A 15,011-nucleotide genomic window follows, 5' to 3' on the forward strand; every position below is an offset into this window, starting at 1 on the left:
CGGAATTCTGCAGAATTCCGTGTGGAAAACCGGAGTTTTCCAACCCTGCGAAAGGCGGAACTATTTTACAGGTCAATCTCCACCACCCCGTCAGGTTCCGCCGCGCGGGACTGGCAGAGGATGATCGCACTCTCCCGCTGCGCCCTGGACAGTACGAAATCCCGGTGCTCCACCTCGCCCGAGATCAGCCCGCATTTGCAGACCCCGCACAGCCCGTCTGAACATTTCACATCCACATGCACGCCATTTTCGCCCAGCACATCCGCGGCGGATTTATCTTCCGGAACAAGCAATTCCCGCCCGTCCTTCAGGCGCAGGGTGAAATCATGGTTCACATAATCCGGCACTTCGGGGACCGAGAAATATTCCAGATGCCGCGCCTCTTCGGGGATGCCGTTTTGCGTGGCACTGTCCATCACCGCGCCCATGAACACCTCGGGCCCGCAGGTATAGACATGGGTGCCGCTGGGCGCGGCGGCCATGATGGCATCAAGATCGGCGCGGGTGTCTTCGTCTGAGATATGCAGATGCAGATTGTCGCGCCAGGGCATCGCGGCCAGATCGTCCAGGAACCCGGCCGTGGCCCGGGATTTGGCGCAGTAATGCAGGGCAAAGGGCTTGCCCAAAGCGTGCAGTGCATGGGCCATGGCGATCATCGGGGTGATGCCGATGCCGCCACCCATCAACAGGCTGAAGGGCGCGTCTTTTTCCAGCGGGAAATGGTTGATCGGTTTCGAGATGAAGATCCGCCGCCCCTCGCTGAAAATCCGGTGCATCAGCTTTGATCCGCCCCGGCCCTGATCCTTGCGCAGCACGCCGATCTGATATTTCGACCGGTCGGCGGGATCGCCGGACATGGAATATTGCCGCAGAAATTCCGGCGCCACCACAATGTCCAGATGCGCGCCGGCGGTCCATTCGGGCATAAGACCGCCTTCGGGGTCGCGAAACTCATATTTCGTGACATCCGGGGTCATTGCGTCTGCTTTGGCCACCAGCACCTGCAAGACCGGGCTGTCCCCATCACTGGTATAGCGGTGGACGACACTGTCATCGCCCTGTGCCAGCCGGTCGCGATATGCCTCGGCGGTGACCATTGCCTGATACGCCTCGATCCCCGCTTCGCGGTCTATCGGAAACGGATAGGGATAGGGGTGGGGGGCAAGCGGCGCGGGGTAGACCGCCAGGGTCTGATCCTCATATTTCAGATCAAGGCCGCGTTGCAGATCACGGGCATTGACCGGGTGTTCCGTGGGGCGATAGCCGCCATCGGCGCCAAGTTCCAGATCCCACCACCATTTCTTGACCGGGTTCAGCCCGCCATTGCCCACCATATCATCCAGCCTGGCCAGCGCGGGCGCGGCTACGGGCAGATGCATCGCCGCCCAGCGAAAGGGTTTTTCGGCAAACAGCCCTTCCAGATTCCACGGGCAGGTTTTCATGCAGCGCCCGCACATCGCCCCGCCAAGCGTGGTGATCCGGTAACTGGCGCAGCGTTCACTGTCGGATTTCCAGATCTCATAGCCGTTGAACATCAGTTTCGGCCCGGCGGTGATTGCGCCCGAGGGGCATTCCCGGGCGCATTTATTGCAGCTTTCACAGAATTTCTGCATGCCGAAATCAATCGGTTTGTCATGGGCCAGCGGCATGTCGGTGGTCACCACGCCGGATTTCAGGCGGGGGCCCAGGAACGGGTTCAGGATCACCTCGCCGATGCGCGAAACCTCCCCCAGCCCGCTGAGCAGGAGGAGCGGCGGCTGCAACACCTCGCCATCCATCACCGAATGCGCCTTTGCCTTATAGCCCAGGTTCCTGATTTGCTTGGCAATCACCCCGCCCAGAAGCGAAAACCGCAGATAGGCGCGCATGCTTTGCGCTACGCTGATCCAGTCATCGCCCGAGGCGCCTTCCATCGTCTCATACCCCTGGTCGATGATCATGCTGATCGCCTGATCATGGGGCGGGTCCAGCGGCTCGCCGCGGGCGTCATGGGAATACCAGGTCCAGTCCGGGCAGCGGCTGATCCCCACCGCGTCGACGCCGAGAAAATAGCTTGCGGCCTTGATCGCCGCTGCATTGGCTGCCGCGTCATCGGGGCGCGGGCCGTCCTCTGATGCCCCGTCCTGCAAGAGCACGAATGCCCCAAGCATCCGGCGCTGCGCCATCGACGGAGCCGCCTTGCGCACGTAGTAACCGCCGGTGGCAGCCGTCTGGTTCGATTTGCCCATATCGCCGAACTGCGCCCGGGCGAACATGTCGGCCCGTTTGGGCACGCGCGCGACATTGGGCTCATCAATATAGGTGGTGGGCGTGTCGACCCGTTTCAGCGTCTCGAACGGGTGCGGACCATCGGCGAAATCGCGTCTGGCGAACGGGTCGCCATTCAGTGCGGATTTGGCAAACCCCTTGCCCAGCCACCAGGCCGGGCCCCTGGTCTTGAACCAGGGCTGATCTGACAGCGGAACCAGCGGCTGATCCATGGCAATGTCGAAATCGGTGGTCACCACGGCGACGCCGAACCGGTCCCCCAGATAGGGGTTTTCCAGCCTGCCATTCTCGACTGTCGCCAGACCTGCGGCGACACTCAGCATGTTCAGGTCCACATCGGCGGAGGTTCCGGTATGGGCCTTGGCATCCCAGCCCAGAATTCGGATGTAATTGGCGATGACCACGGCGGTTTCCGTCGCCCGCAGACAGGCGCGATGGGCCTGGGCATCGGCCAGCCAGGCCACGCCTTGTTCATCCGCGCGCGGATCGCGGGGCATCTCATACAGGAAGACAATCGCCCTGTTATGGCCGTCGATGGTGCCGGGCGGCGCCTCCACCGCCTCTTTCAGATCGGCCATGATCATGTCGATGCCCGAAGCCAGCGTCTTGGTCTGCCGGGTTTTCAGATCATGGGCCAGCGCGTCGATCCCCGGGTTGCGATAGGGTGTTTCCAGCCGGGCCAGATCGGGCAGGGGGCCGATGCCAACCATCGAGGCGTCAGAGAAATAGCCAAAGGCTTTCAGATGGTTGGCGCGTTCCGCAGGGTCATCGGGGCAGCCTGATTTCGCCCTGTTCAGCAGCCCGTCGCGGATCGCATCCATCATCGCTTGATAATCGCGCATCGCGTTGATAATCGAGGCAGGCATGTCGGGTCGCGTGAAATCCAGCGGTTGAAATGGCGGAACCCCGGACAGATCCGGCATTGCCCCGCGCGACAGTCGTTCCAACGGATAGGGGCCCAGATGCACCGGGCGCTTCGCGTCGGAAAAGAAACGGATTGTCATGATCGTTACGCCTCCCCTTATCCGGGACTATCGCCTGAACTGCGGCGGGGGGCCAGACCCTGCCGAAAGAAAGCGGTTGACGGTCTTCGGGGCTGTCATCTAGAAATATGGAACGTTCCAATTTCGGGTGATGAGTCGCCCGAAACTGAAAAGACACGCAAGGGAGGAGACACTGCATGAAATGGGGACTGATCGGGGCCAGCACAATCGCGGCTGAGCATATGATTGAGGCGTTTCGTGCGACCCCGGGCGGCAGCGTGGCAAGCGTGCTGTCCTCAAACGCAGAACGGGCGCAGACCTACGCAGCGGATCACGGGATCGCGCGGGGCCTGACTGATCTGGAGGAATTGCTGGCCGATGACAGTCTGGATGCGGTCTATATCTCCACCACCAACGAAAAACACGCGCCCCAGGCCCTTGCGGCGATTGCGGCGGGCAAACATGTGCTGTGCGAAAAGCCCCTGGCGATGACTGTCGCGGATGCGGTGCGCATGGTCCGCGCGGCGGAACAGGCCGGGCTGGTCTTTGCCACAAACCACCATCTGCGCAATGCGGGCAGCCATCTGGCGATGCGGGAGGCGGTTGCTGCCGGGCGGATTGGCGAGGTGTTGAGCGTGCGGGCCTTCCATGCGGTCTATCTGCCGCCCCATTTGCAGGGCTGGCGTCTGGACAATCCGGGCGCGGGCGGCGGGGTCATTCCCGATATCGTGGTGCATGATGCGGATACGGTGCGGTTCCATCTGGGCGAAGACCCGGCGGATGTGGTGGCCATCGCCAGCAGTGCCGGGATGGGCAAGGGGGTTGAGGACAGTGTCATGTCGGTCTGGTCGATGCCCTCGGGCGTGACGGTGCAGACCCATGAAAGCTTTACCCATCGCTATGCGTGCGGCGGGTTTGAGCTTCACGGCACCAAAGGTTCGCTGGTGGCGCGTGATGTGATGTCACAGCGCCCGGTGGGGGAGGTCATGCTGACAACCGATGCGGGGCAGGAGGCGTTGACGTTTGACAGCCACAATCTCTATCACCGGTCGGTCGCGATGTTCTGCGATGCCGTGGCGGGGCAGGGCCGCCCTTCGGCTGATGGGGTGGATGGGGTGAAATCCCTCGCGGTGGCCGCTGCCGTGTCGAAAGCGGCTGAGACGGGGCAGCGCATTCCCGTCGATTACGAGGGCATCTGACCCATGTGCAAACTCGTCTCAGGGGCAGAGGCCGCATCGCGGATCAGGGATCGCGCGGTGGTCAGCGTGTCGTCGTCTTCCGCACTTGGCTGCCCGGATGCGGTGCTGGAGGCGATCGGCGCGCGTTTCGAGGCCGAGGGACACCCCCGCGCCCTGACCACGCTGCACCCGATTGCGGCCGGTGATATGTATGGCGTCAAGGGCGTGGATCATATCGCCCGCGACGGGCTTTTGGAGACGATCATCGGCGGGTCATACCCTTCGGGGCCGTCCAGCCTGCCGATGCCCGCGATCTGGCAGATGATCGTCGAAAACCGGGTGGCGGCCTATAATGTGCCCTCGGGTATCCTGTTCGACATGCACCGCGATGTGGCCGCGCGCAAACCCGGGGTGCTGACCAAGGTCGGGCTGGAGACCTTTGTGGACCCGATCCGCGAAGGCTGCGCGATGAATGAGGTTGCGGCATCACGCCCGATTGTCCAGCGGCAGGAATTTGGCGGCGAAACCTGGCTGCATTTTCCGAATATTCCCCCCGATGTGGCGATCATCCGGGCCACGACCGCCGATGAACAGGGCAACCTGACCTATGAACATGAGGGCGCGACGCTTGGGGCGCTGGATCAGGCGATTGCGGTGCGCAACCATGGCGGGCTGGTGATTGCACAGGTGAAACGGGTGACGGCAGCGGGGTCATTGCGGCCCCATGACGTGCATGTGCCCGGGCATCTGGTGGATCTGATCGTGCTGGCGCCGGATCAGAAACAGACCACCGAAACCCTTTATGACCCGGCAATCTCGGGTGAGATCATGCGACCCTGGGACAGTTTCGCGCTTGCCGATCATACTGTTGAAAAAGTGATCGCGCGCCGCGCCGCCATGGCGTTGCAGGCCGGGCAGACCGCAAATCTGGGCTTTGGCATTTCGGCGCTGGTGCCCCGTGTGCTGTTGGAAGAAGGCCACGCGCAATCGGTGACATGGGCCATCGAACAGGGGGCCGTGGGGGGCATGCCGCTGACCGGGTTTGCCTTTGGCTGCGCTTCCAACGCCCATGCGTTTGTGCCATCCCCGAACCAGTTCACCTATTTTCAGGGGGGCGGGTTTGACGTGTCTTTCCTGTCTTTCCTCGAGGTCGATACCGCGGGCAATGTGAATGTCTCGAAACTTGGCAAAAAACCTTACCTGACAGCAGGTTGCGGCGGGTTTGTCGATATCACCGCCCATGCGGGTCGAATCGTCTTTTCCGGGTATTTCGAGGCCGGGGCGGGCCTGTCGCTGACCCCGGATGCGCTGCGCGTCACGACGCCGGGGAAATTCACCAAGATGGTGGAGGCGGTTGAGCATGTGACCTTTGCCGGGCAGCGGGCGCTGCGTCAGGGGCAGGATGTGCTTTATGTCACGGAACGTTGCGTGATGCGGCTGACGGAAACCGGGCTGGTGGCCACGGAAATCATGCCGGGGATCAAGCCTCAGCAGGATATCGTCGCAGCCTCGGAAGGCCGGGTGCGCATCGCCGAAGGGGCCAGCCTGATGCCGGTCAGCCTGTTGTCCGAGCAGCCCATGGGGCTGGTCTTATGAGCGCGGTGCATCTGCACCGGGGCGCGATTGCCCGGCTGGAACTGGACAACCCGGCCCGGCTGAACGCTTTCACCGCCCGGATGCTGAGCCAGCTTGAAGATCATTGCACCACGCTGGATTCTGATCCTGCGGTTCTGGGCGTGCTACTGACAGCCGCCCCCGGCAAAGCCTTTTGCGCCGGTGCCGATATCACCGCCTGGGGTGATTTGCCCCCGGCGGAATTCGCCCGGTCCTGGGTGCGCGACGGGCATCGGGTGTTCGACCGGCTTGCCCGGCTGTCCAAACCCACAATTGCGGTGATCGGCGGCCACGCCTTTGGTGGCGGGCTGGAACTGGCCGCCGCCTGCGACATCCGTGTGATGGCGCCGGAGGCGATGCTGGCCCTGCCCGAAAGCGGGGTTGGCATTGTTCCCGGCTGGTCGGGCACACAGCGATTGCTGCGCCTGCTGCCGGAACCGGTGGTGAAGGAGATGGCCCTGTTCGGGCGGCGGCTGGATGCGGACCGGGCCCTGACCTGCGGCTTTGTGGCCGAGGTTTCGGATGATCCGCTGGCGAGCGCGGAAACCATTGCCAACCGGCTGACCCGAACCAGCCCCCGCGCAACCGAGGTGGCGAAATACATGATCCACGCAGCGGCAGGCGAAGACCGCGCCGCGATGATCGAAACCCTTGGCGGCGGGATGATCGCGGCCAGTGCCGACAAGGCCGAAGGCGTCGCCGCCTTCACCGAAAAACGCAAACCCGATTTCCCGGGGAAATGACATGACAGAGCTGACCCTGATCCCCGCCAAAGACACCGGCACTGCCATTCCTGCAGAACCGTTCATCGGCCAGCACCTGATTGACGGGGTCTGGACGGACAGCGCCGATGGTGCAGGTTTTGACCGGAACTCCCCCGCCCATGGCGATCTGATCAGCCGGTCTGCCAAGGGGGGTGTGGCGGAAACCGAGGCTGCCATTACCGCCGCGCGCCGGGTGTTCGACCTTGGTGACTGGGCGTTTTCTTCCGGGCAGGCGCGGGCGAAGATATTGCTCAAAATGGCTGACCTCATTGATGAAAATCGGGATCATATTGCCCTGATCGAAACCCTTGAAAGCGGCAAGCCGATCACGCAGGCGAAAGCAGAGATCGAAGGCGCCGCCGATCTCTGGCGCTATGCGGCCGCCCTGGCGCGCACGTTGCATGGGGACAGTCATAACAGTCTTGGCGCCGATATGCTGGGTGTGGTGCTGAAAGCGCCGATCGGTGTGGTGTCGATCATCTGCCCCTGGAATTTCCCGTTTCTGATTGTCAGCCAGAAACTGCCCTTCGCGCTGGCCGCCGGGTGCACGGCAGTTGTCAAACCGTCGGAGCTGACACCCTCCACCACGGTCATTCTTGGGCAATTGCTGCAACAGGCCGGGTTGCCTGCGGGCGTGGTCAATATCGTGCTGGGTCATGGTGATCCGGTGGGCGCGGTGATGAGCACCCATGACGCGGTCGATATGGTGTCGTTCACCGGCTCCACCGCTATTGGCAGGCAGATTGTCAAAGCTGCGGGCGACACGCTGAAAAAGGTCTCGCTGGAACTGGGCGGCAAGAACCCGCAGGTCGTCTTTCCCGATGCGGATATCGAGGCGGCAGCCGATGCCATCACCTTCGGCGTTTATTTCAATGCCGGCGAATGCTGCAATTCGGGCAGCCGGATCATCGTTCATGAAGATATCGCCGAGGCGCTGACGGCGAAGATCGTCGCCCTGTCGCGGCAGGTGCCTTTTGGCGATCCGCTGAACCCGGCAACGCAGGTGGGTGCGATCATTTCATCCGATCATCAGGCCAGGATTGACGGCTATGTCAAAGACGCCCGGGCCGAGGGGGCAAGGGTTGTTCTGGGGGGTGACCGCTTGTCGATAAGCAGCTTGACAGGAGCGTTCTATCAACCCACGGTGATTGCGGATGTTACCGCTAACATGGCCATCGCAAAAGAGGAGGTGTTTGGTCCTGTGTTGTCCGTATTAACATTCCGTGACCCTGGGGAAGCCTTGGCCTTGGCCAATGATGCTGCCTATGGTTTGTCGGCGGGGGTCTGGAGCCGGAATGTGCATACATGTCTCGATTTCGCACGCCGTGTGCAAGCAGGCACGGTTTGGACCAATACCTGGATGGACGGTTTTGCCGAGCTTCCCTTCGGGGGTGTGAAGCAAAGCGGCCAGGGTCGTGAGTTGGGCCGGTATGGTCTGGAAGAATTCCTTGAGGTCAAAACAGTCCAAATGCGGGTTAACCGTGGACGGGACCCTTGGGTAAAGACCCGCTGACCGGCAGACCCGGTTGGTGGCATGACTAAACGCAATCTAGGGAGGATACCGAATATGCGTAGTCTTAGAAACCTGACACTGACAACAGCCATCGCGCTGGCCGGGTCGATGACCATGGCTGCCGCGCAGGAAGTGGAAGTGCTGCACTGGTGGACATCCGGCGGCGAGGCCGCGGCGCTGAGCGTTCTGAAGGATGATCTGGAATCCCAGAGCGTTTCCTGGGCCGATATGCCGGTTGCCGGTGGCGGCGGAACCGATGCCATGACCGTGCTGCGCGCCCGCGTCACGGCGGGCAACCCGCCGACCGCGGTGCAGATGCTGGGCTTTGACATTCAGGACTGGGCCGCCGAAGGCGCCCTTGCCAATCTGAACGCCGTGGCCGAGGCCGAAGGCTGGGACGCTGTGGTGCCCGAAGCCCTGCAGCGCTTTTCGCGCTATGACGGCAATTGGGTGGCGGCTCCGGTGAATGTCCACTCGACCAACTGGGTCTGGGCCAATACCGCGATCATGGAAGAGCTGGGTCTGGAACAGCCTGAAACCTGGGATGAATTTGTCGCCGCAATGGAGGCCGCCGAGGCCGCCGGTTATGTGGCGCTGGCCCATGGCGGTCAGGCCTGGCAGGACGCCACAATATTCGATTCGATGGTGATGGGCGTCGGCGGCCCTGATTTCTATCAGGCCTCGATGATTGATCTGGATGCGGATGCTCTGGGCTCCGAGACCATGGTTGAGGCGTTCGGGCGCATGGATACGCTGCGCGGCTTTGTCGATGACAATTTCTCGGGCCGTGACTGGAACCTGGCCACGGCGATGGTTGCCAATGGCGAGGCACTGTTCCAGATCATGGGGGATTGGGCCAAGGGTGAATTCATCAATGCAGGCCAGACCGCCGGCGTTGAATTCCAGTGTTTCCGCGTGCCGGGCACCGAAGGCACGGTCACTTTCAACTCGGACCAGTTTGCCATGTTCAATGTGGCCGATGAGGGCGCCCAGGCAGCCCAGGCCCTGATGGCCTCTGCTGTCATGTCACCCACATTCCAGTCGGCGTTCAACGTGGTCAAGGGCTCGGTTCCCGCGCGGACCGATGTGCCCAATGATGCGTTTGATGCCTGCGGGCGTCAGGGCATGGCCGATCTGGCAGCCGCGTCCGAAAGCGGTGGCCTGTTCGGGTCGATGGCCCATGGCCATGCGAACCCGGCCTCGGTGAAAAATGCGATGTATGATGTCATCACCGCGCATTTCAACGGCGAGTTCGATGCCGAAACCGCCGCCGAGGAAATGGTGACGGCGGTCGAGATCGCCCAGTAAGCACTCACGTGACGTTTGCGGGGCGGCCAATGCGCTGCCCCGCGACACGCCCCAATTTCGCAGAGGATGTGCTATGGCCGCCGAGACCCAAGCGGATTTCCGAACGCGTCTGCAAAACCTGATGCCGAAGATCGTTCTGGCGCCCTCGGTCGCGCTGATCATGGTCTTTGTCTACGGGTTCATTCTGTACACGATCTACCTGTCTTTCACCGGCAGCCGGATGTTGCCCAGCTATGACTGGGTGGGTTTGCAGAATTACAGCAATCTCTTCCGGCTGAGCCATTGGTCGATCGCGATCACCAATCTGGCGATCTTCGCCTCGCTTTACATCGTGATCTGTACGCTGATCGGGCTGGCGCTTGCCATTTTTCTGGATCAGAAAATCCGTGGCGAGGGCATGCTGAGGCCGATTTTCCTCTATCCCATGGCGTTGAGCTTCATTGTCACCGGCACCGCCTGGAAATGGTTTCTCGACCCGGGGATCGGCCTGGAAAACACCATGCATCTCTGGGGTTGGGAAAGCTTCCAGTTCGACTGGATCAAGAACCGCGATTACGCGATCTATACGGTTGTTCTGGCCGCTGTCTGGCAGACATCCGGGTTTGTGATGGCGATGTTTCTGGCGGGGCTGCGCGGGATCGACAATGAAATCCTGAAAGCCGCGCAGATGGACGGGGCCAGCAACTGGAACCTCTATCGTCGCATCATCATTCCGCAATTGCGGCCTGCCTTCCTGTCGGCCTTTGTCATTCTCAGCCATCTGGCGATCAAATCCTATGACCTGATCATTGCCTTGACCGGGGGCGGACCGGGGCGGGCGACCGAAGTGCCCGCAACCTTCATGTATTCCTATACATTCACCCGCAACCAGATGGGGATCGGCGCGTCTTCGGCGGTGATCATGCTGATGACCATCGCGGCGATCATGATCCCCTATCTCTATGCCGAATTGCGGGAGAAATCATAGTGTCTGTCGCCACTCAGGATACCGCGATCCGCACCGGGAATGTCACCCGCGTGCTGATCTATCTGGTGCTGCTGCTGTTCGCGCTGTTCTATCTGCTGCCATTCGGGATCATGCTGGTCAACTCGGTCAAACCACTGCAGGAAATCACCGATGGCAATATGATTGCGCTGCCAAATGTCTGGACGATTCAGCCCTGGCTGGATGCCTGGTCAACGGCGCAGATCGGGGTCGAGCCCACAGGCCTGCGGCCCTATTTCTGGAACTCGATCCAGATGGTGGTGCCCGCCGTGGCAATCTCCACCGTGCTGGGGGCGCTGAACGGCTATATCCTGACCAAATGGCGGTTCCGGGGCGATACGATCCTGTTCGGCCTGATGCTGTTTGCCTGTTTCATCCCGTTCCAGATTGTGCTGATCCCGATGGCGCGGATTCTGGGCCTCACCGGGCTGGCGGGGTCCACCGCGGGGCTGGTGCTGGTCCATGTGGTTTATGGGCTTGGCTTCACCACGCTTTATTTCCGCAATTACTATGCAGCCTTCCCGACCGAGCTGGTGCGCGCGGCACAGATTGACGGGGCCGGGTTCTTCCGCATCTTCTGGCGCATCCTTCTGCCAAGCTCCGGGCCGATCATCGTTGTCTCGATCATCTGGCAATTCACCAATATCTGGAATGATTTCCTGTTCGGGGCCAGTTTTGCCGATCTCGACAGCCAGCCGATGACCGTGGCGCTGAACAATCTGGTGCAATCCTCCACCGGGGTGAAGGAATACAATGTTCATTTCGCCGGGGCGATCATGGCGGCGGGGCCGACCCTGCTGGTCTATATCGTGGCGGGCCGGTATTTCGTGCGCGGCCTCATGGCCGGGAGCGTCAAAGGATGAGCGGGCCTGTTTTCCGCGCGGAAAACAAACGGAATTCCGGGGAATTCCGGGCGCGCCAAACCAATCATGGAAGGACCTGAGGCATGGGTTTTCTGGACATCAACAACGTCACCAAATCCTACGGCGCGATCGAGGTTTTGCACAAAGTCGACATCTCGGTGGAAGAGGGGGAGTTTCTGGTTCTTGTCGGCCCCTCGGGCTGCGGGAAATCCACGCTTCTGAACATGATCGCCGGGCTTGAGGGGATCAGTTCAGGCGAGATTGCGATCAGGGACAAGGTGGTGAACGGCGTTCACCCCTCGAAACGCAATATCGCGATGGTGTTCCAGTCCTACGCGCTTTATCCGAACATGACCGTGGGGCAGAACATCACTTTCGGGCTGGAAATGCATGGCACCCCCAGGGCCGAGCGTGACAAGGCGATGGCGGATGTGGCGAAGCTGTTGCAGATCGAACAATTGCTGGACCGCAAACCGGGGCAATTATCCGGCGGTCAACGCCAGCGGGTTGCCATGGGCCGGGCGCTGGTGCGCAACCCGGATGTGTTTCTGTTCGATGAACCGCTGTCGAACCTTGATGCGAAACTGCGCGTGGACATGCGCACCGAGATCAAGAAACTGCACCAGAATCTGGGCACAACCATTGTCTATGTCACCCATGACCAGATCGAGGCGATGACGCTATCGACCCGGATTGCGGTTATGAATCAAGGCTATGTGCAGCAGCTTGGCACGCCGGGAGAGATCTATAACAGCCCGGCCAACCTGTTTGTGGCCAGTTTCATGGGCAGCCCGTCGATGAACCTGCTGCCCGCCAAAGTGGTGGAATTGAACGGCGCGCTACATACGGAAGTCACCAATGCGGAAGGCACGCCCATTGGTCTGAAGATCACGGAGGCCTCTGACGCCCTGCGCAGCTATCTGGGGCAGGAGGTTATCCTTGGCATCCGGCCCGAGGCGATCACCGACCCGGAAGGCGCGGATCGCAACGCGCAGAATGTGCAGAGCTTCCCGAATATGGTCGAGGTGACCGAACCGGCGGGGGCCGATACCTTTGTGACCTCGGTGATCTCGGGCAAGGATTGTATCGCGCGGATGCGGGCGGATGCGGATGTGCATCCCGGCGCGGCGTTTGATTTTGCGATCAATATGGACAAGGCCGTGGCCTTCGACCCGAAAACCGAAGACCGGATCGGCTGAAGCAAGAGGGCGGCGGGGGTGTCGCCCTGTCTTTTATGTGGGAATTGGAATGTTCCAAAATCACGACTCAAAAGCACGGTTGACGAGATGAGCATTGATATCCTGATCATCGGCTCCGGCATGGGCGGGGCAACGCTGGCCGCCGCCCTTGCGCCGACCGGGGTACGGATTGTGATCCTGGAACGCGGCGAACACCTGACCGACAGCCCCGCGGCCCGCGATGCGGATGCGATTTTCCGCGAGGGGGTCTTTCGCCCAAGCGAGACCTGGCTGGACGGGCAGGGGCAGCCGTTCAATCCCGGGAATTATTATTGCGTTGGCGGCAATACGAAATTCTACGGCGCGGTTCTGATCCGCTATCGGGAGGCGGATTTCGCGCCGGTCCGGCATATGGGGGGCACCACGCCGGGCTGGCCCTTTCCCTATGCCGAGCTTGAGCCGTGGTATCAGGCGGCGGAAGAGATGTATCAGGTGCGCGGCCATCTGGGCGATGACCCGAGTGAGCCACCCCATTCCGGGGCCTATCCCCACCCGCCCGTGCTTGATGAGCCCGAGATCGCCGATCTGCGCTGCCGTCTGCGCCGCGCCGGTCTGCACCCGTCCTCGCTTCCGCTTGGGGTTGATCTGCCCCGCTGGCTGGACCGTGCCGCCACCCCCTGGGATGCGTTCCCCGACACGACCGGCGCCAAGATGGATGCCGAAAGCATCGGCCTGGCCCGTGCGCTCAGCTTTGACAATGTGGACCTGATCACCGGCACCCATGTGGATCGCCTGCTGCCCGATGCCACAGGGCGGGTCAAGGCGGTTCAGGTCACGGGCCCGCAAGGGGCGCGGGACATCACTGCGGCCCGCATCGTTCTGGCCGCAGGTGCCGTGAACAGCGCCGCGATCCTGCTGCGGTCAGCGGATAGCGCCCATCCTGACGGTCTGGCCAACCGGTCAGGGCAGGTGGGGCGGAATTTCATGAACCATAACTGCTCTGCCGCGCTGGCGATTCATCCGTTCCGGCGCAATCGCTCAATCTATCAAAAAACGCTGCAAATCAATGATTTCTACACCAAAGGTGGCCCGGATGGCGCACCGCTTGGCAATGTCCAATTGCTTGGTCGCATCTCTGCCCCGATCCTCGCGGCGCAGACCCGGCTGCCGGGGCCACTGGCCCGTTGGATCGCCGATCATGCGATTGATTTCTATGTGATGTCCGAAGATCTGCCCGATCCAGACAGTCGCGTAACGCTGAGGGACGGGCAGATCATGCTGGACTGGAAGCGATCAAACTGGGCGGCGCATGAGGCACTGGTGGCGCGGCTGAAGCGGGCGTTGCGCAAGGCGGGCTTTCCGCTGGTGCTGTCGCGCGCCTTTGACCGGCGCACACCGTCCCATCAATGTGGCACGGCACGGATGGGGCTGGACCCGGAAAGCGCGGTGGTGGACCGGTTCGGGCGCAGTTTCGATCACCCCAATCTGTTCATTGCCGATGCCAGCATTCTGCCCACATCGGCGGCGGTCAATCCGGGCCTGACCATTGCCGCCAATGCCCTGCGTATGGCCGATCACATTCACCGGAAGGAGCTTGCCGCATGACCCGTGTCGCCCTGATCACCGGAGGCCAGCAAGGGATCGGGCTGGGGATTGCCCGTGCCCTGCACGCCGCCGGGTTTCGCATTGCCATCTGCGCGGACCACCCTGTGGACAGCCCCGAAGTGCAGGCTGTGTGTAAAGAGCTTGGGGCCGAATATTTTACACATGATCTGAATACGCTCGGGGGCGAAGCTGAAGTCGTTTCTGCTGTGGAAAACACTCTTGGGCCGATCACCTGCTATGTCTCGAATGCCGGTGTTCCCGCTCTGGTACGCGACGATATGCTGGAGATGCGCGCCGAGAGTTTCGACCATGTTCTGTCGGTCAATCTGCGCGGGGCGTTCTTTCTGGCGCAGGCGGTCGCCCGGCGCATGCTGGCGGTGCCGTCCGATCCATACCGCTCGCTGCATTTCATCACCTCGGTCAGCGCCGCCATGGCCTCGGTCGAGCGGGCGGAATACTGCATGTCGAAAGCCGCCGCCGCCATGATGTCGCAGCTTTACGCCGCGCGGCTGGCCGGGGCCGGGATCGGCGTGTTCGACATCCGCCCCGGGATCATCGACACGGCCATGACCGCCGCTGTGAAAGAGGCCTATGACGCGAAAATCGCCGATGGGCTGGTGCCTGCAGGGCGGTGGGGCCAGCCGGCGGATGTGGGGCAGGTGGTCGCGGCCCTTGCCGGAGGCGCGTTTGCCTATGCCACCGGCACGGTCATTCCCGTCGATGGCGGCCTGTCGGTTCAGCAATTGTGAGGC

11 protein-coding genes are annotated in these 15,011 nt (G+C 61.8%); 10 read left to right on the forward strand and 1 reads right to left on the reverse strand.

Going from position 1 to position 15,011, the window contains the following annotated elements; genetic code table 11:
- Positions 1-65 precede the first annotated feature (65 nt).
- On the reverse strand, positions 66-3,272 hold the full coding sequence (locus tag E2K80_RS03955) for a reductive dehalogenase (RefSeq protein WP_135372980.1): 3,207 nt from the start codon (positions 3,270-3,272) through the stop codon (positions 66-68).
- Between the two features lie 176 nt (positions 3,273-3,448).
- On the opposite strand from E2K80_RS03955, the gene E2K80_RS03960 reads away from it, so the two are divergent.
- The 10 genes from E2K80_RS03960 (at position 3,449) to E2K80_RS04005 (ending at position 15,008) form a co-directional block, all read left to right on the forward strand.
- Positions 3,449-4,450 carry a Gfo/Idh/MocA family protein gene (locus tag E2K80_RS03960; RefSeq protein WP_135372982.1) on the forward strand — a complete coding sequence of 334 codons (1,002 nt, stop codon included), beginning with the start codon at positions 3,449-3,451 and terminating at the stop codon, positions 4,448-4,450.
- Positions 4,451-4,453: 3 nt separating this feature from the next.
- Entirely contained in the window at positions 4,454-6,025 is a 1,572-nt protein-coding gene (locus E2K80_RS03965; protein WP_135372984.1) for an acyl CoA:acetate/3-ketoacid CoA transferase, read from the forward strand.
- Entirely contained in the window at positions 6,022-6,786 is a 765-nt protein-coding gene (locus E2K80_RS03970; RefSeq protein WP_135372986.1) for an enoyl-CoA hydratase/isomerase family protein, read from the forward strand. The genes E2K80_RS03965 and E2K80_RS03970 overlap by 4 nt, the downstream gene beginning before the upstream one ends.
- 1 nt (position 6,787) lies before the next feature.
- Positions 6,788-8,320, forward strand: a complete 1,533-nt coding sequence (locus E2K80_RS03975) for an aldehyde dehydrogenase family protein (protein WP_135372989.1) — start codon at positions 6,788-6,790, stop codon at positions 8,318-8,320.
- Between the two features lie 54 nt (positions 8,321-8,374).
- Positions 8,375-9,628, forward strand: a complete 1,254-nt coding sequence (locus E2K80_RS03980) for an ABC transporter substrate-binding protein (RefSeq protein WP_135372991.1) — start codon at positions 8,375-8,377, stop codon at positions 9,626-9,628.
- A gap of 73 nt (positions 9,629-9,701) precedes the next feature.
- On the forward strand, positions 9,702-10,595 hold the full coding sequence (locus tag E2K80_RS03985) for a carbohydrate ABC transporter permease (protein ID WP_135372993.1): 894 nt from the start codon (positions 9,702-9,704) through the stop codon (positions 10,593-10,595).
- Positions 10,595-11,476, forward strand: a complete 882-nt coding sequence (locus E2K80_RS03990) for a carbohydrate ABC transporter permease (RefSeq protein ID WP_135372995.1) — start codon at positions 10,595-10,597, stop codon at positions 11,474-11,476. Before E2K80_RS03985 ends, E2K80_RS03990 begins: the two co-directional genes overlap by 1 nt.
- 83 nt (positions 11,477-11,559) lie before the next feature.
- Positions 11,560-12,675, forward strand: a complete 1,116-nt coding sequence (locus E2K80_RS03995) for an ABC transporter ATP-binding protein (RefSeq protein WP_135372997.1) — start codon at positions 11,560-11,562, stop codon at positions 12,673-12,675.
- 87 nt (positions 12,676-12,762) lie between these two features.
- On the forward strand, positions 12,763-14,259 hold the full coding sequence (locus E2K80_RS04000) for an FAD-dependent oxidoreductase (RefSeq protein WP_135372999.1): 1,497 nt from the start codon (positions 12,763-12,765) through the stop codon (positions 14,257-14,259).
- A complete protein-coding gene (locus E2K80_RS04005) occupies positions 14,256-15,008 on the forward strand; it encodes a 3-ketoacyl-ACP reductase (RefSeq protein ID WP_135373001.1) in 753 nt (250 codons plus the stop codon). The genes E2K80_RS04000 and E2K80_RS04005 overlap by 4 nt, the downstream gene beginning before the upstream one ends.
- Positions 15,009-15,011: the final 3 nt, after the last annotated feature.

This window comes from Rhodophyticola sp. CCM32, assembly GCF_004751985.1.
GTDB lineage: Bacteria > Pseudomonadota > Alphaproteobacteria > Rhodobacterales > Rhodobacteraceae > Rhodophyticola.

Coding starts and splice junctions, on each gene's coding strand:
- E2K80_RS04005 (WP_135373001.1), top strand. CDS start 14,256: ATGACCCGTGTCGCCCTGATCACCGGAGGCCAGCAAGGGATCGGGCTG.
- E2K80_RS03955 (WP_135372980.1), bottom strand. CDS start 3,272: ATGACAATCCGTTTCTTTTCCGACGCGAAGCGCCCGGTGCATCTGGGC.
- E2K80_RS03980 (WP_135372991.1), top strand. CDS start 8,375: ATGCGTAGTCTTAGAAACCTGACACTGACAACAGCCATCGCGCTGGCC.
- E2K80_RS03985 (WP_135372993.1), top strand. CDS start 9,702: ATGGCCGCCGAGACCCAAGCGGATTTCCGAACGCGTCTGCAAAACCTG.
- E2K80_RS03975 (WP_135372989.1), top strand. CDS start 6,788: ATGACAGAGCTGACCCTGATCCCCGCCAAAGACACCGGCACTGCCATT.
- E2K80_RS04000 (WP_135372999.1), top strand. CDS start 12,763: ATGAGCATTGATATCCTGATCATCGGCTCCGGCATGGGCGGGGCAACG.
- E2K80_RS03970 (WP_135372986.1), top strand. CDS start 6,022: ATGAGCGCGGTGCATCTGCACCGGGGCGCGATTGCCCGGCTGGAACTG.
- E2K80_RS03960 (WP_135372982.1), top strand. CDS start 3,449: ATGAAATGGGGACTGATCGGGGCCAGCACAATCGCGGCTGAGCATATG.
- E2K80_RS03995 (WP_135372997.1), top strand. CDS start 11,560: ATGGGTTTTCTGGACATCAACAACGTCACCAAATCCTACGGCGCGATC.
- E2K80_RS03965 (WP_135372984.1), top strand. CDS start 4,454: ATGTGCAAACTCGTCTCAGGGGCAGAGGCCGCATCGCGGATCAGGGAT.